General features: G+C 69.9%; 19 protein-coding genes and 1 riboswitch. Of the genes, 11 read left to right on the forward strand and 8 right to left on the reverse strand.

The features are described from left to right. Positions 1 to 22: 22 nt before the first annotated feature. Together EPD65_RS03645 and EPD65_RS03650 are read right to left on the reverse strand one after the other, a co-directional pair. Positions 23 to 571, reverse strand: coding sequence for a hypothetical protein (locus EPD65_RS03645; protein ID WP_131581812.1), 549 nt, complete (start codon positions 569 to 571; stop codon positions 23 to 25). After that, the gene (locus EPD65_RS03650; protein WP_207891393.1) at positions 568 to 1,731 is read right to left on the reverse strand and encodes an alpha/beta fold hydrolase; all 1,164 of its coding nucleotides are present in this window, start codon (positions 1,729 to 1,731) and stop codon (positions 568 to 570) included. Before EPD65_RS03650 ends, EPD65_RS03645 begins: the two co-directional genes overlap by 4 nt. A 58-nt stretch (positions 1,732 to 1,789) precedes the next feature. Between EPD65_RS03650 and EPD65_RS03655 the strand changes: the two genes are divergently transcribed. Further along, on the forward strand, positions 1,790 to 3,328 hold the full coding sequence (locus tag EPD65_RS03655) for an FMN-binding glutamate synthase family protein (protein WP_131581813.1): 1,539 nt from the start codon (positions 1,790 to 1,792) through the stop codon (positions 3,326 to 3,328). Between the two features lie 3 nt (positions 3,329 to 3,331). Here the strand turns inward: EPD65_RS03655 and EPD65_RS03660 are convergent, their stop codons facing one another. Genes EPD65_RS03660 through EPD65_RS03670 form a run of 3 tightly spaced genes read right to left on the reverse strand, consistent with a single transcriptional unit; the run spans position 3,332 to position 6,205 of the window. Then, positions 3,332 to 4,783, reverse strand: coding sequence for an alpha,alpha-trehalose-phosphate synthase (UDP-forming) (locus EPD65_RS03660; protein WP_481354322.1), 1,452 nt, complete (start codon positions 4,781 to 4,783; stop codon positions 3,332 to 3,334). Between the two features lie 15 nt (positions 4,784 to 4,798). Continuing rightward, the gene (locus tag EPD65_RS03665) at positions 4,799 to 5,806 is read right to left on the reverse strand and encodes an adenylate/guanylate cyclase domain-containing protein (protein ID WP_131581815.1); all 1,008 of its coding nucleotides are present in this window, start codon (positions 5,804 to 5,806) and stop codon (positions 4,799 to 4,801) included. Positions 5,807 to 5,809: 3 nt separating this feature from the next. Continuing rightward, a complete protein-coding gene (locus EPD65_RS03670; protein WP_131581951.1) occupies positions 5,810 to 6,205 on the reverse strand; it encodes a Crp/Fnr family transcriptional regulator in 396 nt (131 codons plus the stop codon). A gap of 236 nt (positions 6,206 to 6,441) precedes the next feature. Here EPD65_RS03670 and EPD65_RS03675 point away from each other — a divergent pair, with 236 nt between their 5' ends. The 9 genes from EPD65_RS03675 to groL all read left to right on the forward strand — a co-directional run bounded on the left by EPD65_RS03675 (position 6,442) and on the right by groL (position 15,262). Beyond that, positions 6,442 to 6,738 carry a DUF3263 domain-containing protein gene (locus EPD65_RS03675; RefSeq protein ID WP_131581816.1) on the forward strand — a complete coding sequence of 99 codons (297 nt, stop codon included), beginning with the start codon at positions 6,442 to 6,444 and terminating at the stop codon, positions 6,736 to 6,738. Continuing rightward, positions 6,735 to 7,238, forward strand: coding sequence for a LytR C-terminal domain-containing protein (locus EPD65_RS03680; RefSeq protein ID WP_243640433.1), 504 nt, complete (start codon positions 6,735 to 6,737; stop codon positions 7,236 to 7,238). Before EPD65_RS03675 ends, EPD65_RS03680 begins: the two co-directional genes overlap by 4 nt. Positions 7,239 to 7,285: 47 nt before the next feature. Next, positions 7,286 to 8,128 (forward strand): trehalose-phosphatase, encoded by an 843-nt coding sequence (otsB, locus tag EPD65_RS03685; RefSeq protein WP_131581817.1) that lies wholly within the window; start codon positions 7,286 to 7,288, stop codon positions 8,126 to 8,128. An 81-nt stretch (positions 8,129 to 8,209) separates the two neighbouring features. Then, positions 8,210 to 8,340, forward strand: a riboswitch (SAM riboswitch). 11 nt (positions 8,341 to 8,351) lie between these two features. Further along, positions 8,352 to 9,617 carry a threonine synthase gene (gene thrC, locus EPD65_RS03690; protein WP_131581818.1) on the forward strand — a complete coding sequence of 422 codons (1,266 nt, stop codon included), beginning with the start codon at positions 8,352 to 8,354 and terminating at the stop codon, positions 9,615 to 9,617. A gap of 26 nt (positions 9,618 to 9,643) precedes the next feature. Beyond that, positions 9,644 to 9,922, forward strand: coding sequence for a MoaD/ThiS family protein (locus tag EPD65_RS03695; RefSeq protein WP_131581819.1), 279 nt, complete (start codon positions 9,644 to 9,646; stop codon positions 9,920 to 9,922). A 184-nt stretch (positions 9,923 to 10,106) separates the two neighbouring features. Continuing rightward, on the forward strand, positions 10,107 to 11,537 hold the full coding sequence (locus EPD65_RS03700) for a cytochrome ubiquinol oxidase subunit I (RefSeq protein ID WP_243640434.1): 1,431 nt from the start codon (positions 10,107 to 10,109) through the stop codon (positions 11,535 to 11,537). Next, entirely contained in the window at positions 11,534 to 12,535 is a 1,002-nt protein-coding gene (locus EPD65_RS03705; protein WP_131581820.1) for a cytochrome d ubiquinol oxidase subunit II, read from the forward strand. Before EPD65_RS03700 ends, EPD65_RS03705 begins: the two co-directional genes overlap by 4 nt. A gap of 68 nt (positions 12,536 to 12,603) precedes the next feature. Next, positions 12,604 to 13,434: an SGNH/GDSL hydrolase family protein gene (locus tag EPD65_RS03710; protein ID WP_131581821.1), complete on the forward strand. Its 831-nt coding sequence runs from the start codon at positions 12,604 to 12,606 to the stop codon at positions 13,432 to 13,434. Between the two features lie 202 nt (positions 13,435 to 13,636). Next, positions 13,637 to 15,262 (forward strand): chaperonin GroEL, encoded by a 1,626-nt coding sequence (gene groL / locus EPD65_RS03715; RefSeq protein ID WP_131581822.1) that lies wholly within the window; start codon positions 13,637 to 13,639, stop codon positions 15,260 to 15,262. 244 nt (positions 15,263 to 15,506) lie between these two features. Here the strand turns inward: groL and EPD65_RS03720 are convergent, their stop codons facing one another. Further along, complete coding sequence (locus tag EPD65_RS03720; protein ID WP_131581823.1) at positions 15,507 to 16,133, reverse strand: alpha-ketoglutarate-dependent dioxygenase AlkB; 627 nt, start codon at positions 16,131 to 16,133, stop codon at positions 15,507 to 15,509. A 149-nt stretch (positions 16,134 to 16,282) separates the two neighbouring features. On the opposite strand from EPD65_RS03720, the gene EPD65_RS03725 reads away from it, so the two are divergent. Beyond that, on the forward strand, positions 16,283 to 16,981 hold the full coding sequence (locus tag EPD65_RS03725; protein ID WP_243640435.1) for a GntR family transcriptional regulator: 699 nt from the start codon (positions 16,283 to 16,285) through the stop codon (positions 16,979 to 16,981). A 15-nt stretch (positions 16,982 to 16,996) separates the two neighbouring features. On the opposite strand, the gene EPD65_RS03730 is transcribed toward EPD65_RS03725, so the two are convergent. Next, positions 16,997 to 18,412, reverse strand: coding sequence for a hypothetical protein (locus tag EPD65_RS03730; protein ID WP_131581825.1), 1,416 nt, complete (start codon positions 18,410 to 18,412; stop codon positions 16,997 to 16,999). Positions 18,413 to 18,643: 231 nt separating this feature from the next. Beyond that, on the reverse strand, positions 18,644 to 20,293 hold the full coding sequence (locus tag EPD65_RS03735; protein ID WP_131581826.1) for a DNA repair helicase XPB: 1,650 nt from the start codon (positions 20,291 to 20,293) through the stop codon (positions 18,644 to 18,646). Positions 20,294 to 20,320 lie beyond the last annotated feature (27 nt).

Here is a 20,320-nt window from a genome sequence, read left to right on the forward strand (position 1 = left end):
ATCCGGTCCGGAAACCGGTGAGTCAGGCGGTGACCGCGTCGCGCGCGGAGACACAGAACGCTGCGAACCACACCGCGACGACCAGCGTTGCCGCCCGGAGCACGTCGACGACGGACCCCGTCCAGGACGGTCCGCTGCCCGAGGTCTCGAGAGCCAGCGCGAGCCCGAGGAGAGGGACGACCACGAACGCCGAGCGGGCGATGCGGACGGCGGCGGCGGAGCGCCACGCGTCGGCCAGCGCGGCGTGCAGACCGGTTGATCCGCTCCGGATGACGAGGAGCAGCGCGACCACCGCGAGCGAGCCGACGACGGTGGACGAACCGACACGGGCGAGGGCCATCGCACTGCCAGCCGCCCCGAGGAGCGCGCCCACGCGGGCCACGTTGAACGCGTCCGCCGCGACCACGCCGTCGGAGGTACGCCGACCGTCGGTGTCGCGGGCCAGGACCGTGCTGGCCACCACGCAGAGGGCTGCACCCGCGAGCGCGGTGGCCGGGACGGCGTACAGACCGGAGGCGGCGCCCAGCAGGGCGCCGACCGCGAGCAGGACGAGGGCGTTGCGCGCGTTCACGACTTCAGCTTCGACGTGAGGGCCCGCGAGCCGGCGGACGAGTGGCGGCGCCTGGGGTTCGCGCCGATGCCCATGCGGGAGGTGCCGGCCGAGGCCCACTGGTCGAGCCAGGCGTCGATCAGCGGCCAGGTCTTCGTCCGGGCTGCACGGCCGGTGACCATGCCGAGGTGGCCGCCCGGGACGGCCTCCCAGCGGACGGCTGGGGCTCCCTTCAGCATCGCGACGATCGGGCGTACGGCGCCAAGCGGGGCGATGCCGTCGGTCTCGCCACCCATGACCATCACCGGCACCTTCACGTCGCGGACATCGATGGTGCGCTCACCGAGCTCCAGGCGCCCGGTGCGCAGCTCGTTGTTGCGGATCACCCGGTGGTAGAGCTGCCCGAAGGTGCGGCCCGGGTAGGCCATCATGTCGCGCCCGAACGCCGAGACGGCCTCGAGCTGGGCGAGGTAGTCGGTGTCGTCGAGGTGCTGGACCGTGACCAGTGGCTTGGTGACCAGCTTGTCCACGGCCGAGAGCTGGAAGCCCCACCGGACCAGCGTGCTCGGTGCGCCCCCGAGGACCTGGTAGCCCTTGGTGATGACCCGGAGCGGCTCGGGCAGGTTCGCGTTGAGCAGCGGCCGGATCGGTGCGAGGAGCGGCACCTTCGCGATGTCCCACGGCGAGCCCATCGTGGTCAGCGAGGCGACCGGCAGGTCCTGGTGCGCGGCCAGCGTGAGGACCGAGAAGATCCCGCCCAGGCTCCACGCCACGAGGTGGACCGGACGACGACCGGTGTCACGGTGGACGGCGTCGATCGCCGAGGGCAGCACCTCGTCGATCCAGTGCTCGAACCCGAGCGCCCGGTCCTTGAACGCCACCTCGCCGTACTCCACGAGGTACGTCGGCCGGCCGGCGTTGACGAAGTGCTCGACCAGGGAGCAGGTGCGCCGCAGGTCGTAACAGCTCGACGGCGCCGCCAGCGGCATGACCAGCAGGACGGGGTCGCCGAACACGTCGACGCCCTCCGCGCGGTCGTAGCGGAAGACGAAGCGCAGCGGGCCCTCGTCGATGAGGGTGCGGGGCATCGGTCGCAGGTCGGCCACGCCGCCGTGGAGGACTTTGCTGGCAACGTTGCTCGCCGCGGAAGCAACCTGATCGGGCTTGGGGATCAGATCCATGTCCGAAACCTATCCGCAATCCCTCGACACGGGGCAGGTGTACCGCTAGACACGGTGCATGAACTGGAAAGCACTGGTAGCAGCCGGCGCAGCCGGAGTCGGAGTGGTCGCCGTCAAGGACCTGACCCAGAAGTCGCATGCCCTCCAGCGCAACTTCCCGGTGCTCGCGCATGCGCGCTACTGGATCGAGTCCATCGGTCCCGAGCTGCGCCAGTACATCATCAGCGGCGACGACGAGGAGCGCCCCTTCAGCCGCGACCAGCGCCGCTGGGTCTACTCCTCGGCCAAGTTGCAGAACAACTACTTCGGCTTCGGCACCGGCAACGACGTCGAGAACACCAACGGCTACACGATCATCAAGCACCGCACCTTCTCCCACGTCGCGCCGAGCACGGCGATCCACGCGGGAGAGGAGGTCCCGATCCCGTCGGCGAAGGTGCTCGGCGGTCCGCGCGACCGCAAGCACGCCTTCAGGCCCAACTCGATCGTCAACATCTCCGCCATGAGCTTCGGGTCGCTGTCGGGCGCCGCCATCGAAGCGCTCAACAAGGGTGCGAAGATCGCCGGCGTCCTGCACAACACCGGCGAGGGCGCGCTCTCGCCGCACCACCGCCAGGGCGGCGACATCACCTTCCAGATCGGTACGTCGTACTTCGGCTGCCGTGACGAGAAGGGGCGCTTCGACATCGAACGCCTCAAGGAGGTCATCCAGACCGCGCCGGTCAAGGCGATCGAGATCAAACTCAGCCAGGGTGCCAAGCCGGGCCTGGGCGGCATGCTGCCGGCCGCCAAGATCAGCGAGGAGATCTCGCAGATCCGCGGCATCCCGATGGGCCAGGACTGTTCGAGCCCGTCGCGCCACACGGCGTTCTCCGACGTCGACTCGATGCTCGACTTCGTCGAGATGGTCGCGCAGGAGACCGGCCTGCCGGTCGGCATCAAGTCGGCCGTCGGGCACATGGACTTCTGGCACCACCTGCTCGACAAGTCGGGCCCGGACCGCAACGTCGACTTCATCACGATCGACGGCGGCGAGGGCGGCACCGGCGCGGCGCCGCTCGTCTTCACCGACTCGGTCTCCCTGCCCTACCGGCTGGGCTTCACCAACGTCTACAAGCTGTACGCCGAGGCCGGCCGCACCGACGAGGTGACGTTCATCGGCTCGGCGAAGCTCGGCATCCCGGAGAACGCGATCGTCGCGTTCGCCCTCGGCGCCGACATGGTCAACACCGCCCGCGGCGCAATGCTCGCGCTCGGCTGCATCCAGGCCCAGAAGTGCCACACCGACCACTGCCCGACCGGTGTCGCGACGCAGAACCCGTGGCTGACCCGCGGCCTCGACCCGACAGACAAGTCGGTGCGCGTGGCCAACTACCTCAAGACGATGCGTCGCGACCTGCTGAAGGTCTCCGAGGCCTGCGGTGTCGCCCACCCCGGCCTGCTGAGCGTGCACGACATCGACATCGTCGACGGCGTCCACACCAAGCGTCCGCTCGATGACGTCTACGGCTACCAGCCGGGCTGGGGCGTCCCGTCGGAGATGATCCGCAACGAGATCACGGAGATCATGAAGCCGCGGCTGCCCGCGGCCACCTGACCGTCAGGCCGAGGGCCGGCGCACCCGGCGCCGGCCGGACGGCCGGACGGCATCGAGCTCGTCGAGGAAACCGGTCGCCCAGCGGTCGACGTCGTGCTCGGCCACGGTCTTGCGCATCGCCTTCATCCGCCGGGTCAGCTCCTTCGGGTCGGCGTTGGCGGCCTCGACGATGGCGGCCTTCATGCCGTTGATGTCATAGGGGTTGACCAGCCACGCCTGGCTGAGCTCGTGTGCGGCGCCGGCGAACTCCGACAGCACCAGGGCGCCGTCGTTGTCGTAGCGGCAGGCGACGTACTCCTTGCAGACGAGGTTCATGCCGTCGCGGTACGGCGTGACGACCATGATGTCGGCGGCCCGGTAGAGCGCCGCCATCTCCTCGCGCGGGTAGGAGGAGTGCAGGTAGGAGATCGCCGGACGCCCGATCTGCCCGAGGTCGCCGTTGACCCGGCCCACGAGCATGTCGATCTCGTCGCGCATCTTGCGGTACTCGTCGACGCGCTCGCGCGAGGGCGTGGCGACCTGGACGAAGACGGTGTCCTCGACGTCGAAGGTGCCGTCGGCGACCAGCTCGGCGTACGCGCGAAGGCGGGGGTAGATGCCCTTGGTGTAGTCGAGGCGGTCGACGCCCAGCAGGACCCGCTTGGGGTTGCCGAGCGCCGCGCGGATCGCTTCCGCACGGCGGGTGACGTCGGGGGAGCGGGCCAGGTCCTCGAAGTCGGCGGCGTCGATCGAGATCGGGTACGCCGCGGCGCGTACCTGGCGGCCGTCGGGCAGGGTCACGAGGTCGCGGTGTGTCTTGTGGCCGACGCGCTGGCGGACGAGGCGCACGAAGTTCTGCGCGCCGCCGGGGAGGTGGAAGCCGACGATGTCGGCGCCGAGCAGGCCCTCGAGCACCGCCCGCCGCCACGGCAGCTGGGAGAAGAGCTCGGCCGGCGGGAACGGGATGTGCAGGAAGAAGCCGATCCGCAGGTCCGGCCGGAGCTCGCGGAGCAGCTGCGGCACGAGCTGGAGCTGGTAGTCGTGGACCCAGACCATGGCGCCGGGCGCGGCCACCTCGGCGGCGCGCTCGGCGAAGCGCTGGTTGACCCGCTTGTAGGACTCCCACCACTCACGCTTGAACAGCGGCTTGGCCACGACGTCGTGGTAGAGCGGCCAGAGCGTGGCGTTGGAGAAGCCTTCGTAGAACTCCTCGACCTCCCGCGCGCTGAGCGGCACCGGTACGAGCTGCATGCCGTCCTCGACGAACGGAGCGAGGTCGTCGCTCTCCTCGGAGGTGCCGCCGGTCCAGCCGATCCAGGCACCGTCGTGGACCCGCATGACGGGCTCGAGCGCAGAGACGAGGCCTCCGGGCGAACGACGCCAGCTGGACGTCCCGTCGGGCTCGACGACACGGTCGACAGGGAGCCGGTTGGCGACGATGACCAGGTCGGCGGATCCGGAGGCGGTCATGTCCACGACCCTAGGCCATGCTCAGTCCGGGGAACGGCGGGCCGGCATCGGCCGCACCACCCAGGCCTCCAGCCGGCTGTAGCCGCGCACGGACTCCGGCGGGATGCGGCGCACGGTCCACCGGTCGCCGATGACCTCGGCGAGCGCGGCGTTCGCGAGGACGGTCCCCGGCCTGGCCAGCGAGGTCAGGCGGGAGGCGATGTTGACGGTCTCGCCGAAGACGTCGCCCATGCGCGGCAGCACCGGCCCCCAGGTGATCCCCGCGCGGACCTGGGGGAACGTCGGGTCCTCCACGTGCAGCTGGGCGAGCGTCGTGGCGATCTCGGCCGTTGCGTGCGGGTCGTCGGCGACGAAGAGGATCTCGTCGCCGATCGTCTTGACGACCTGGCCGCCGCACGCGGCGACGAGCGCGCTGGCCTGGCTGTCGAAGCGTTCGAGCAGAGCGGCGAGCTGGCCCATCGAGAGCTCGCGGCTGGTGCGGGTGAAGGCGACCATGTCGACGAAGCCGACACCGCGCTCCACCTCGCCGGGCTCGCGCACGAGGACGGCACGGCCGGCCGCCCGTGCGAGGTGGCGGCGCCACACGTAGTCCTGCAGCTGCTGCAGGACCGGCAGGATCTCGGTCACCGCCCCGCCGAGCTCGTCCTGGGGGACGTCGGCCAGGGCACGGGTCATCAGCCGCACCTCCCAGTCGGCGAGCCGGCTGAACGTGCGCCCCATCGAGCGGGCCGCGGTGAGCTCCTCACCCTCCTCGAGGCCCATGGGGGCGAGGAAGTGGGGCAGCAGCTCCAGGACGGCGATGTCGGCATCGGTGAACATCGCGGTGTCGTCATCGGCGGACGGAAAACCGAGCGCGCGCCACAGGCTGGTCAGGCGCTCCAGCTCGATGCCGGTCGCCGCGGCCACGTCGGAGCGCGTGTAGCGCGCGTCCTCGCCGAGGATCGCCCGCACGACGTCGTCGTACGGACTGCTGGAAAGGGCGGAGGCCGGGGACCCCTGGTCCCCGGCCTCCTCGAGCTCTTCGTCCAAGGGTCAGCTGTCCCCGAGGCGCTCGGAGGTCGTGGTCTCGAGCGCGGTCTTGAACGTCGACGACTTCGCCATGAGGTCGGCGACGGCCTCGTTGGTGAAGTGGAGGACCTCGAGGTCCGTCACGGAGACGACGCTCGCCGTGCGGAGGCGGTGGCCGACGATTGCGGACTCGCCGACCGTGTCACCCGGGCCCAGGCGCGCGATCTCGTCGCGACCCTTCCGGACCGAGACCTCGCCGGACAGGATGATGTACGCCTTGTCCGCGGGGGTCTTCTCCCAGATCAGGCCCCAGTGGGCGGGGATGTGGACGGCGGTGCCGTGGTCGGCGATGAGCTTGAGCTCAGCGTCGGTCAGGCCGGAGAAACGGTCGAGTGCGCGCAGGGCAGCAACCGTGTTCATGTCGGTCACGGGCAGGGTCCTCTCAGAAATGTGACGTACCTCCCAGCAGGATCTTCGCTTGGATGACCGGTCCTGTCCAGCGATCGCGCCTCATTGGTCACAACTGTTCACAGGCGTTTCCCGGCGTCTCCAGGCACGCCGTCGGGGCGAATGACATGCCTGTGATTACGTGTCAGGATGGGTCCGTCCGGTCAGTCGGACGCAGTTCTGGGTTCAGCGCGAAGGGGTCGAAACGCATGGACGCCGCCGAGACGGTCAACCAGGGTGAGGGCGCCGATGGTGCCTCGCTCACCGAGCGCGATCGCGCCATCCTCGAGTTCGAGCGCCAGTGGTGGAAGTTCGCCGGCGCCAAGGAGCAGGCGGTCCGCGAGAAGTTCGACATGTCCTCGACGCGCTACTACCAGGTGCTCAACGCGCTGATCGACAAGCCCGAGGCCCTCGAGGCCGACCCGCTGCTGGTCCGCCGCCTCCGTCGCCTCCGCGCCGCGCGTCAGCGCCAGCGCTCCGCGCGCCGACTCGGTTTCGAGCTGTGAGCACCGCTCGTCGTCGCCGCGACGAGCAGGGCGCTGCGGCCCCGTCGTTCGTCGTTGTCCTGAGCGTCGTTGCCGTCGCCATGGCCGGCATCGCCCTGATCGCCAAGCACGACTCCGGCGACGGCCTCGAGCCGGTCGCGCAGCCGACGTCGACGACCACTGTCGTCGACTCGGGCAGCCCGTCGGTCGCGCCCACCTCGTCCGTTGCCCCGAAGCCGGTCAAGCGCAACGAGGTCAACGTCGAGGTCTACAACACCTCCAGCATCAAGAAGCTCGCCGCGCGCACCGCGGAGCGGGCCTCGACGCTGGGCTGGCAGGTCCTCGGCACCGACAACTGGCCGGGCAGCGTGCCCGCGCCGACGGTCTACTACGGACCCCGCCTCGAGGCAGCCGCCAAGCTCCTCGGCCAGGACCTCGGCATCCGCCGGATCCGCCCGTCGGTCGACCCGATGAAGCCGGACCGGATCACCGTCATCCTCGACCGCACGTACACCGAGTAGGTCCCGCGGCCGGCCGCGGCGGCGAGGCCCCGTGGTTGAGTAGAGGCATGCGCTTCACCTCACCCGACGCCATGCAGCGCTACGCCGCGCTGGCCCGGGTTGCTGCGCAGTCGGTCGTCGGGCTGGACTTCGACGGCACGCTCGCGCCGATCGTGGACGACCCCGAGAAGGCCCGGATCCATCCGCGCGGCCCGGGCGTCCTGCTCGACCTTGCCGCCCAGGTGCGGGGGATCGCGATCGTCACCGGCAGGCCGGCACGTCAGGTGGTCGCGCTCGGAGCACTGGACGACCTCGGCACGTCCTTCTCGGACCAGGGGCGCGAGCTCCAGGTCTTCGGCCAGTACGGCAACGAACGATGGAGCTCGGCGGACCGACGGGTCCTCGGGCCGCGTCCGCCGCACGGCCTGGCGTCGTTCCTCGGCGACCTGCCGCGGATCCTTCGGCGCTGCGACGCCGCCGACGCGTACGTCGAGGACAAGGGTCTCGCGGTGGCCGTCCACACCCGACGCCTCGCGGCGCCCGACGCGGCGTTCCAGCGGCTGCTGCCGGAGCTGGCCATCGCCGCCGAACGACACGGCATGAAGGTCGAGCCGGGTCGCCAGGTGATCGAGGTCCGCGCGCCCGGTGCCGACAAGGGCGACGTCGTCCAGAAGCTCGCACACGACCTCGGTGCGACGGGCTTCTGCTTCGTGGGCGACGACCTCGGCGACCTGGATGCCTTCCACGCCGTCGCGGAGCTGCGGGAGGACGGTCTGGCGACGCTGCTGGTCTGCTCGGCCTCCGACGAGGAGAGCGCCCTCGTGCCGCTCAGCGACGTCGTGGTGGCCGGCCCGGGCGGCGTACTGGACTTCCTGTCGCGGCTCGCGACCGATGCTGCCGCGAGTGCCTGATCCGCCGCGTCGATCCGCAGCCTCGATCCGCAGAGTGAAACGAATTCGCGCGAGCCTTCGCGGTGCCCGTAGTCTGGAGCCTGCTCATCGAGAGGGACTGAGGGAACGGCCCGACGAAGTCCCGGCAACCGCCACGAACCCCCTGCTTCGGCAGTCGTGGAAACGGTGCTAATTCCGGCCCGCGGCGAAAGACGGCGTGGGGAAGATGAGAGGGAGGTTCCTCATGAGCGTTGTAGAGACTGCCGGTCAGGTCCTGCGAGACGGCGCGTTCGGTCACGCCACCGCCCTGTCCTGCCGTGAGTGCGGCCACCAGGTCGCCCTCGGCCCGTTCTACGCCTGTCCGGAGTGCTTCGGTCCGCTGGAGATCTCGTACGACTTCCCCGCGGTCACGCGCGAGGAGATCGAGGCCGGTCCGGCCAACATCTGGCGCTACAAGGCGCTGCTCCCGGTGCCCTCCGACATCGAGCTGAGCCCCAACATGGAGCCCGGCTTCACCCGTCTGCTGAAGGCGCACAACCTCGGTCGTGAGCTCGGCATCGACAACCTCTGGGTGAAGGACGACTCGACCAACCCCACCAACTCCTTCAAGGACCGCGTCGTCGCCTGCGCCCTCTCGGCCGCGACGGAGCTGCACGCGAAGGTCTTCGCCTGCCCCTCGACGGGCAACCTGGCGAACGCCGTCGCTGCCGCCGGCGCCCGCGCGGGCATCAAGACGATGGTCTTCATCCCGGCCAACCTGGAGAAGCCCAAGCAGGTCAACTCCGCGATCTACACGGACTCGCTGGTGGCCGTCAACGGCAACTACGACGACGTCAACAAGCTGGCTTCCGAGATCGCGGGCGAGGAGGAGGGCTGGGCGTTCGTCAACGTCAACGTCCGTCCCTACTACGCCGAGGGATCCAAGACGCTCGGCTACGAGATCGCCGAGCAGCTCGGCTGGCGCCTGCCCGACCAGGTCGTCATCCCGGTGGCGTCCGGCTCGCAGCTGACCAAGGTCCACAAGGCGTTCCAGGAGCTGATCAAGCTCGGCCTCGTCGAGGACAAGAAGTACAAGATCTACGGTGCCCAGGCCACGGGCTGCGGCCCGGTCGCCACGGCGTTCAAGGCCGGCGTCGACGCGATCCGCCCGGTCAAGCCGGACACGATTGCCAAGTCGCTTGCCATCGGCAACCCCGCCGACGGCATCTACGTCCTCGACATCTGCCGCGAGACCGGCGGTGCGGTCGAGGAGGTCACGGACGACGAGATCCGTGACGGCATCGTCCTGCTGGCGCGCACCGAGGGCATCTTCACGGAGACGGCCGGTGGCACCACCACCGCCGTCCTGAAGAAGCTCGTCGAGACCGGCCAGCTCGACACCTCGCTCGAGACCGTCTTCATCAACACCGGTCACGGCCTCAAGACCCTCGACGCCATTGCCGACAAGGTGGGCGCCGCGGCGACCATCGACCCGTCGTACGACGCCTTCAAGGCCTCCGGCCTCATCTGATCCAGTCTGATCCAGGAGCAACTGCTGTGAGCGTTTCCGTCCGTATCCCCACCATCCTGCGCACCTACACGGGCGGCGCGTCCGAGGTCACGGCCGAGGGTGCGACCCTCGCCGAGGTGCTCGACAACCTCGAGGCCCAGTACACCGGCATCAAGGACCGCATCCTCGACAGCGCGGGCGAGCTGCGTCGCTTCGTCAACGTGTACGTCGGCAACGAGGACGTCCGCTTCCTCGAGAGCCTGGCCACGGCCACCCCGGCCGGCACCCAGATCTCGGTCATCCCTGCCGTCGCCGGCGGCTGCTGAACCCGTTCCACTGCTCCGCGTCACGCGGAGAAACCCAGGCCCGTTGTCCGCGGCATAGTCATGCCCCGGCCGACGGGCCTCGGTGTTTTCGCACGCTGTCGGTGATCGGCTGATCAGCAGATGCGATCGGACGGTGCTCCTTGTCATAGTGCCTCCCGAGCGCCTGCTGCGTAGCCTCGGGGTCGTGGCTCTCGACGCTCTCTCCTCTGTCCTGCACGACGCGATCGCCGCGACGGGTGACGCCCCGTCGGGCCTCCTCCCGGCGCGTGACCAGATGGCGCTGTCGCTGGGATCCCACATCGTGCTCGCCTGCTTCGGCGTCGCGTTCCCGTCGATGATCTTCGTCGTCCACATCCTCGGCCTGCGGGGCAACGCGACCGCGTTGACGCTGGCCAAGCGGTGGTCGAAGGCGTCGGCGGTGCTCTTCGCGATCGGGGCCGTCTCCGGCACGGTGCTCAGCTTCGAGATGGGCCTGCTCTGGCCCGGCCTCATGGGCAAATATGGCGATGTGCTCGGCCTGCCGTTCGCCTTCGAGGGCATGTCGTTCTTCATCGAGGCGATCTTCCTGGGCATCTACCTGTACGGCTGGGGGCGCATGTCGCCCAAGGTGCACCCGTTCATGCTGCTGCCGATGGCCGCTGCCGGCATCTTCGGCACCTTCTGCGTCCTGTCGGTCAATGCGTGGATGAACTGGCCCACCGGCTTCCGGCTGGTCAATGGCGAGGTGACCGACGTTCACCCCTGGCGGGCGATGTTCAACGAGCGGGTCTGGCTGCAGTTCGCCCACATGTGGGTCGGTGCGTTCATGGTCGTCGGCTTCACGGTGGCCGGGGTGTACGCCGTCGGCATGCTCAAGGGGCGTCGCGACGCACACCACCGGCTCGGGTTCCTCGTGCCCTTCGTCTTTGCCAGCTGTGCGGCGCTGGTGCAGCCCGTGATCGGCCACGTGCTCGGGTTCGGCATGGACGCCCACCAGCCCTCGAAGCTGGCGGCGTTCGAGTTCGCCGAGACGACGACCGACGGTGCCTCGCCGCTGCGGATCGGGGGCGTCTGGATCGACGGCAAGCCGCGCGGCACCATCGACATCCCCAAGGTCGGCTCGCTGGTCGCGGAGAACTCCTTCACCAAGCCGGTCACCGGCATGGACACGATCCCGGCTGCCGACCGTCCCGACGATTCCGCGATCAACATCGCTCACTGGACCTTCCAGTCGATGATCGGCCTCGGGAGTGCGCTGGCCGGCGGCGTCGTGCTGTTCTGGTTCGCGCGCTGGCGCAGACGCGACCTGCTCGCCAACCGCTGGTTCCTGCGGGGCGTCGCCCTCGCCGGGCCGGCGGCCATCCTCGCTCTCGAGTTCGGCTGGACGGCGACCGAGGTCGGCCGGCAACCCTGGGTGGTCTACGGCTACCTCCGCACCGCGGATGCGGCGACGGACAACCCCTGGCTGTGGTGGTCGCTCGGCGGCGTGACCGTCCTGTACGTCGCCATGGGCATCGCCGGCGCTGTGGTGCTGCGTTCGATGTCGCGCCGCTGGCGTGAGGGCGTGGCCGACCTGCCGTCGCCGTACGGCCCGGCCCGCATCCAGGAGACCGCCGACAAGGGAGCCCACGCATGAGCGCCGAGCTGATCGTTGCCGCCGCCCTCTTCACCGGTGTCCTCGCCTACGCGATCTTCGGTGGCGCCGACTTCGGATCCGGCTTCTTCGATGCCACGGCCGGCGGTGCCCGCCGCGGCGCAGAGCTGCGCACGCTGATCGACCACAGCATCGGCCCCGTCTGGGAGGCCAACCACGTCTGGCTGGTCTACATCCTGGTGACCTGGTGGACGGCGTTCCCCACGGCGTTCGCCGCGGCCATGACGACCCTGTGGCTGCCGCTCATGCTGGCCCTGCTCGGGATCGTGCTCCGCGGCGCCAGCTTCGCCTTCCGCAAGTACTCAGAGACGCTCGGCGAGGCGCGGCTCTTCGGCGGCATCTTCGCTCTCTCGTCGCTGATCACGCCGTTCTTCCTCGGCTGCACGGCCGGTGCGATCGCCTCGGGCCGCGTCCCGGCAGGGGGCCACGGTGACCTGATCACCTCCTGGCTCAACCCGACCGGTGTTGTCGGAGGACTGGTCGCCGGCGGCACGTGTGCGTTCCTGGCCGGGTCGTTCCTCGTCGCCGATGCGGCACGCGCGGGCCACGAACACCTCGCTGACCAGTTGCGGATCCGCATGCTCGGCGTGGGCGTGGCCACCGGCCTCGTGGTCTTCGCCGGTCTCTTCCTGCTGCGCTCGGATGCGCCGACGCTCTTTGACGGGCTGTCGGGACGTGCGCTCCCGCTCGTCCTGCTCTCGGCCGGGGCCGGCCTGGCCACCCTCGTGCTCGTCGCGCGGCGCCGCTATGCGGTGGCCCGGTTCACGGCGGTCGGTGCGGTCGGCACCGTCGTGCTCGGCTGGGGTGTCGCCCAGTACCCGTGGTTGCTCGTCGACCAGGTGAAGTTCGCCGATGCCGCCGGTGCTCCGGCGACGCTTCACGCCTTGATCTTCGCGACCGTGCTCGCCGCGGTGCTGGTGGTCCCGGCGCTGGCCTACCTCTACTACCTGACCCAGACGGAGCGCTGGACCAAGCACTGACCGACCCTTCTGCCTGCGTCCATGGCGGGTTGGGGATCGGTTCACGCGGGTGTGGTTCAACAGGACCCATGAGGCGGGAGAACTGGATCGGGGCCGGTGTGGCCCTGGGGGCGGTCGGTGCGGCCATCGGCGGTCTGACGTACGGCGGCCGGGAGCTGTTGCACCGGCAGGCCGACATCGCCCGGGGCATCATCGGCAAGCCGCTGGGGGAGAAGGCGCCGAAGGCCGACAAGGTCTATCGCAAGCGCTTCGGTGATCCGGTCGACCTGGTCATGCTCGGCGACTCGCTCGCGGCAGGGCTGGGTGCGGATCTCCCGGGGGAGACCCTCGGTGCCCGGCTCTCGAAGGGTGCGGCCAAGCGGATCCGGCGTTCCGTCCGGCTGCGGACCGTCGCCCGCGTCGGCAACCACACCAGTGAGCTGATGGAGCAGATCGGCCGGTTCCCGGCTGGTTACCGGCCTGCGGTCGCGGTCATCGTGGTCGGCGGCAACGACATCACGCACCGGCACCCGACGGCGGAGAGCATCGCGCACCTCGAGGAGGCGATCCGCACGCTCCAGGGGCTCGGCGCCGAGGTCGTGGTCGGCACCTGTCCCGACCTCGGCATGCTGCGTGCTGTGCCGCAGCCGCTGCGTACCCTCGGGTCGCTCGCGTCGCGCCAGCTCGCCTCCGCCCAGCGGGAGGCGGCGCTCGGGCTGGGCGCTCGCGTGGTCGATCTCGCCCAGGTCGCCGGCCCGTTCTTCATCAGCAACCCCGACGAGATGTTCAGCGTCGACCGGTTCCATCCGTCGTCGCTCGGCTATCGGCGTACGGCGAAGGCCATGCTGCCGAGCGTCGTGGCGGCGTTCGGGGGAGAGGTCGAGGTGCCGTTCGGGCACCACGTGCCGCTGGTGCACTGACCGGTCCGATTGTTTGCACTCGCTTGGGTCGAGTGCTAAACATGAGGCTGGCACTCTCGTCAGGAGAGTGACAACGCAGACCTGGCGCCAGCTGAGGTTCGCGAGGCCGTCGGGAAGGGTCCGGCTGCCTCGGGGATCGTCCGTCGCGGGCAGCCCGTCCAGGTCCCCACACACCAACTCATGGCGAAGGAATCGCAGAGTCATGGCGAAGCTGATTGCTTTCAACGAGGAGGCCCGCCGGGGCCTCGAGCGGGGTATGAACACCCTCGCCGACGCGGTCAAGGTCACCCTCGGTCCCAAGGGCCGCAATGTCGTCCTGGAGAAGAAGTGGGGCGCCCCCACGATCACCAACGACGGTGTCTCGATCGCCAAGGAGATCGAGCTCGAGGACCCGTACGAGAAGATCGGTGCCGAGCTCGTCAAGGAGGTCGCGAAGAAGACCGACGACGTCGCCGGTGACGGCACGACGACGGCCACCGTCCTCGCCCAGGCGCTCGTTCGCGAGGGTCTCCGCAACGTCGCCGCTGGCGCGAACCCGATGGGTCTCAAGCGCGGCATCGAGGCGGCTGTCGCCGCCATCACCGAGCAGCTGCTCGCCCAGGCCAAGGAGGTTGAGTCGCGCGAGCAGATCGCCGCGACCGCGACCATCTCCGCCGGTGGCGACGCCACTGTCGGTGAGGCCATCGCCGAGGCGATGGACAAGGTCGGCAAGGAGGGCGTCATCACGGTCGAGGAGTCGAACACGTTCGGCATCGACCTGGAGCTCACCGAGGGCATGCGCTTCGACAAGGGCTACATCTCGGCGTACTTCGTGACCGACCCGGAGCGCATGGAGACGGTCCTCGAGGACCCCTACGTCCTCATCGCCAACCAGAAGGTCTCCAACGTCAAGGACCTGCTGCCGATCCTCGAGAAGGTCATGCAGTCGGGCAAGCCGCTCCTCATCCTCGCCGAGGACGTGGACGGCGAGGCGCTGTCGACCCTGGTCGTCAACAAGATCCGTGGCACCTTCAAGTCCGTCGCCGTCAAGGCTCCGGGCTTCGGCGACCGTCGCAAGGCCATGCTCCAGGACATCGCGATCCTGACCGGCGGCCAGGTCATCTCCGAGGAGGTCGGCCTCAAGCTCGAGTCGACCGGCCTCGAGCTGCTCGGCCAGGCCCGCAAGGTCGTCATCACCAAGGACGAGACCACCATCGTCGAGGGCAACGGCGACGCTGCCCAGATCGAGGGCCGGGTCAACCAGATCCGCGCCGAGATCGAGAAGTCGGACTCCGACTACGACCGCGAGAAGCTCCAGGAGCGCCTCGCCAAGCTGGCCGGCGGCGTGGCCGTCATCAAGGTCGGCGCGGCCACCGAGGTCGAGCTCAAGGAGCGCAAGCACCGCATCGAGGACGCCGTCCGCAACGCCAAGGCTGCCGTCGAGGAGGGCATCCTCCCCGGCGGTGGTGTCGCGCTCGTCCAGGCCGGCGCGGTCGCGTTCGAGAAGCTCGAGCTCGAGGGCGACGAGGCCACGGGTGCCAACATCGTCAAGGTCGGCATCTCGGCTCCGCTGAAGCAGATCGCGATCAACGCCGGCCTCGAGGGCGGCGTCGTGGCGGAGAAGGTCGCCAACCTCCCGGCTGGCCAGGGCCTCAACGCGGCCACCGGCGAGTACGTCGACCTCATGGCCGCGGGCATCATCGACCCGGCCAAGGTCACGCGCTCCGCGCTGCAGAACGCCGCCTCCATCGCGGCGCTCTTCCTCACCACGGAGGCTGTCGTCGCTGACAAGCCCGAGAAGGGTGGCGCTCCCGCCGGCGGCGGCGACATGGGTGGCATGGACTTCTGATCCACTCGTCGAAACCCGGGTCTTGGCACGCCGAGACCCGGGTTTTGCCGTCTTCAGACCCGGGTTTTGGCGGCTGCCGCCGGCGCGTGGGAGACTGGACGCAGTCGACCGAACGGGGCTTCCACCCTGCAGGTCGAACAGAAGGGCCCCGGTGTCTTCCGGGGCCCTTTGCTTTTGCCGGGTATTCGCGTGCCCTGCGCGCCACTACCCGGGACTCGACACGTCAAAACCCGGGACTCGGCGGTCAGCTGACGCCGGCGGGGCGGAACTGCACCGAGACCCGTGGCCCGGCCGCGGCCACCTTCGGCACCGCGTGCTGCCAGGTCCGCTGGCAGGAGCCGCCCATGACCAGCAGGTCGCCGTGGCCCATCGTGAAGGCGATCGAGGCACCGCCGGACTCCGGGCGGAGCAGCAGGCGGCGCGGGTCGCCGAACGAGAGGATCGCGACCATCGTGTCCTCGTTGGCACCGCGGCCGATCCGGTCACCATGCCAGGCCACCGAGTCGCGGCCGTCGCGGTAGTAACAGCAGCCGGCGGTCACGAACGGTTCGCCCAGCTCCGGCAGGTAATGGTTGGTCAGCGCCTGACGCGCGCTCGTGAGCACGCGGTGTGGCAGGCGGTCGTCGCCGGCGTACGTGTGGACGAGACGGGGGACGTCGACGACGCGGTCGTACATCTCGCGCTGCTCGGCGCGCCACGGGACGTCGCGGACGAGCGCGCGGAAGACCTCGGAGGAGCCCTGCACCCACGAGCGTCGTACGTCGATCCAGGCGCCGTCGCCGAGGACGGTGCGCTCGACCGACCCGCGGAGCCGGCCGAGGGACACCTCGGGAGCGAGGTCGAACAGGTCGCCCTGGAACTCGACGGACATGGGACGAGGCTAGCAGTTGATCGAACACAGGTTCGATCGACCCGGGGTGTCCGTCTAGTCAGATCGGACTATTTGCCGGCAATGTGGACATGGATGGTTGCCATTTCATCCACACTCGGCCCGTGGCACGGACCGTGGGGGAACAGCGCGTGGAATCGCCGAAGTTGAAGTACGTCCAGGTCCGCGACCACCTGCGCGGGCTCCTCGCCGACGCGGACCCCGGCATGGCGGTCCCGTCCGAGCGTGAGCTGGTGCAGCAGTTCGGCGTTGCCCGTATGACCGTCCGTCAGGCCGTCGACGCGCTGGTGGCCGAGGGCCTGCTCGAGCGGAGCCCCGGCCGCGGCACGTTCGTCGCCGAGCCGACCCTGCCGGCCACCGGCATCCAGGGCTTCACCGAGGACATGCGTCGCCGTGGGCTCGACACGGACTCGACGACCGTCCTCGCCCGTGTCGAGAAGGCGAACGGCGGCATCGCCCGCGCCCTCGGCCTCACCGCGGGGGACCCGGTCATCCACTGGAAGCGCGTACGCCGTGCCGACGGCGCGGCGATCTGCATCGAGGACACCTACCTCAACGAGGTCATGCTCCCTGGCTTCCTGCAGGCCGCCATGCCGGCCAGCCTGTACGCCGTCCTCGACCGCCGCGCGCTCCGACCGACCTGGGCCGAGGACGTCTTCACGGCTGCCCTCGCCACGGCGGAGGAGGCCGCCCTGCTCGGGATCGAGGCCGGCGAACCAGTCCTGCAGATCAGCCGTCGTGCGCTGCACCGCAACCGGCCGATTGCGGTCTCGCGCAGCGTGTACGTCGCCGGACTCCACTCCGCGCACGTCCAGTACGCCGACCTCTGAGCGAGGCTGGTCGGCTCAGCCGGCGCAGCCGCGGGCGAGGCGCCGGAACTCCGCCATGGTGGCGGGCGAAGCGGTGTCCGCCTGGATCTGGGCCGGCGTGAAGTGCTCGACGAGTGCGGTGCCGTAGCAGCGGGCAGCGTCGTGCGGCCAGTGGTCCTTGATCAGGCTGCGCGTCACGTAGGTGCGCTCCAGGGCGAGGTTGAGCGCCGCGTCGGAGTGGCCGTCGTCGCCCTTGGCGGCGGTGCCGGGGTCGCAAGAGGAGAAGAGCAGACCCTTGTGTCCCTCGCGCGACACGGTCGCGACGCCCTTCGGCCCGCGACGGATCCACTCCGTCAGGGCGGTGTGCAGCTCGTCGGCGTCGCGCGCGGTGTCGCCGACGTACCGGATGTCGACGCAGGACTTCCCTGACGCGTTCGTGTAGGCGACGTACCGGTCACCGCCCCAGCCGTCGGTCGCGGTGAGTGCCTGACGCACGGGCAGTCGGGCCGCGAGCGTGAAGAGCCAGCCGGTCGACTCGAAGGTGTTGCTGTCGAACTCCTTCTCGCCCTTCGACAGCTCCGGCTTGTCCACCTTCACGGCCTTCTGGCCGTCCCAGGTCAGCGTGAACGGGTCGAGGAGGTTCTCCTCGGTGGTCGGCGGCCTGCGGAAGAGCTTGTCGACCTCGTCCTTGCCGTCGAGCGTGGCCACGTCGAGCAGGGCCTCGCCGAGCGTGTACGGGGCGCCCTGCATCGTGCGCAGCACCTCCGGCACGTCCTTGATCGACTTCTTCGCTCCGCGGTACTGGCGCGCCTCGTCGCGGTGCAGCGCTCGCCGCTGCTCCGGAGTCAGCTGCGCGGCGTACTTCGTCTGGATCCGGGAGGCGTCGCCCTCGACGAGGGCGTCGTAGGCGAGGCCCTCGCTGTCGTCCTTCTTGGCCAGCTGGTGGCTGCGCTTGGCGGAGTCGAAGTTCTGGTCCTGGAGGACGTGCACCAGCTCGTGGACGAGCGTCGACTTCATCGCAGGGGTGATCCGCGTGCCGCGCACCCGGATCAGCTTGTCGTCGAGCGAGTAGTACGCGAGCGTCCCGCCGGTGCTCAGCTTGTCCTGTTCGTCGAAGAGGTCGACGTCGCCGTGCACCAGTCCGAGCGCGCGCATCATGCCGGTCCAGTGCTCGAGGTCCTCGAGGTCGTCCTTGCTGAGGTCGCCCTTGTCGCTGCTCAGCTCCTTCTCGAACTCCTTCGGCGTCTGGAACTCCACCGTCACCGGATGCGTGAACTCGAGGTGTCGCAGCTTCGAGGCGAGGTGGACATACGGCAGGACGCGCTTGTCCCACGTCTTCGGGAACGTCGGGCCGGCGTCGGCCTTCGTGCTGTGCGGCAACGAGCAACCCGCCACGGGCAGGAGCAGGGCAGCGCAGGTGAGGGCGGCGGTACGCCGGAAAGCGGGCTTCACAGCCGGAGGCTAATCGCGTCGTGCCGCCCTCGTCCGGCGAATGGAGACGGCCGGCCAGCGGGGCCAGACCCTCAGAGGTCGCAAGGACGACCTCCGAGGGTCGCACGCCTGCTGCGCGGGACGCGGCACGCGTGCTGGCGGCGTTCTCGTCGGTCGCCGCGGCTCCGCCGCGTCTCCCTTCTCGGCCTTGCCAGCCCGGCGTCGCGTCCCGCTCGCAACGGCGCCCGGCCCTCAGAGGTCGTCCGCGTCGATGATCCGGTAGGCGTAGCCCTGCTCGGCGAGGAAGCGCTGCCGGTTCTGGGCGAAGTCGGCGTCGACGGTGTCGCGGCTGACGATCGTGTAGAAGTGCGCGACCTTGCCGTCCCGTCCCGGGCGCAGCAGCCGGCCGAGGCGCTGGGCCTCCTCCTGGCGTGAGCCATAGGACCCGGAGACCTGGATCGCGACCTCCGCGCTGGGCAGGTCGATCGAGAAGTTCGCGACCTTGCTGACGACGAGCAGCCCGATCTCGCCGGACCGGAACGCGTCGAAGAGCCTCTGGCGCTCCTTGACCGTGGTCTCGCCGGTGATGGTGGGCGCGGGCTCCTCGCCGGTGCCGAGGGACTGCGACAGCTCCTCGATCTGGTCGAGGTACTGCGCGATCACCAGCGTCGGCTGGTCCGCATGCTGCGCGACGAGCTTCCGCACGACGTCGATCTTGTGGTGCGTGCAGGCCGCGAGCCGGTAGCGCTCCTCCGGCTCGGCGGTCGCGTAGGCGATGCGCTCGCCCTGTGGCAGCGTCACGCGGACCTCGACGCAGTCGGCCGGCGCGATGTAGCCCTGCGCCTCGATGTCCTTCCACGGGGCGTCGTAGCGCTTCGGCCCGATCAGCGAGAAGACGTCGCCCTCGCGGCCGTCCTCGCGCACGAGGGTGGCGGTGAGGCCGATGCGCCGACGGGCCTGCAGGTCGGCGGTCATCCGGAAGATCGGCGCGGGCAGCAGGTGCACCTCGTCGTACACGATGAGGCCCCAGTCGCGCGCGTCGAGCAGCTCCAGGTGGGGATAGGCGCCCTTCCGGCGCAGCGTCAGCACCTGGTACGTCGCGATGGTGACGGGGCGGATCTCCTTGACCGAGCCGGAGTACTCGCCGATCTCGTCCTCGGTCAGGCTCGTGCGCTTGACCAGCTCGTCCTTCCACTGCCGCGCGCTGACGGTGTTGGTGACGAGGATCAGCGTGGTCGCCTTGGCGTGCGCCATCGCGGCGGCGCCGACGAGCGTCTTGCCGGCACCACAGGGGAGTACGACGACCCCGGAGCCGCCGTGCCAGAACGACTCGGCGGCCTCGGCCTGGTAGGGCCGCAGCTCCCATCCGGACTGGTCGAGCTCGATCGCGTGCGCCTCGCCGTCGACGTACCCGGCGAAGTCCTCGGCGGGCCAGCCGAGCTTGAGCAGCGCCTGCTTGAGGTTGCCGCGCTCGGAGCCGTGGACGACGACCATCTCGTCGGAGACCCGGGCGCCGAGCATGCCGGCCACCTTCTTGCTGCGCAGGACCTCCTCGAAGACGGGGCGGTCGCTGGAGACCAGGACGAGGCCGTGCTCGTCGTGCTTCTCGAGGCTGAGGCGGCCGTAGCGGGCCATCGTCTCGGCGACGTCGATCAGCAGGGCGTGGGGGACGGCGTAGCGGCTGTGGGCCAGCAGCGCATCGATGACCTGCTCGGCGTCGTGGCCGGCCGCGCGGGCGTTCCACAGGCCGAGGTTGGTCAGCCGGTAGGTGTGGATGTGCTCGGGGGAGCGCTCGAGCTCCGCGAACGGCGCGATCGCCCGCCGCGCCTCGGCCGCCTTCGGGTGGTCGACCTCGAGCAGGAGGGTCTTGTCCGACTGGACGATGAGGGGGCCGTCGTTCACCGCGCGAGTCTACGGGCTGGTGCTGGC

The sequence above is a fragment of the Nocardioides jejuensis genome, assembly GCF_004337475.1.
Taxonomy (GTDB): domain Bacteria; phylum Actinomycetota; class Actinomycetes; order Propionibacteriales; family Nocardioidaceae; genus Nocardioides; species Nocardioides jejuensis.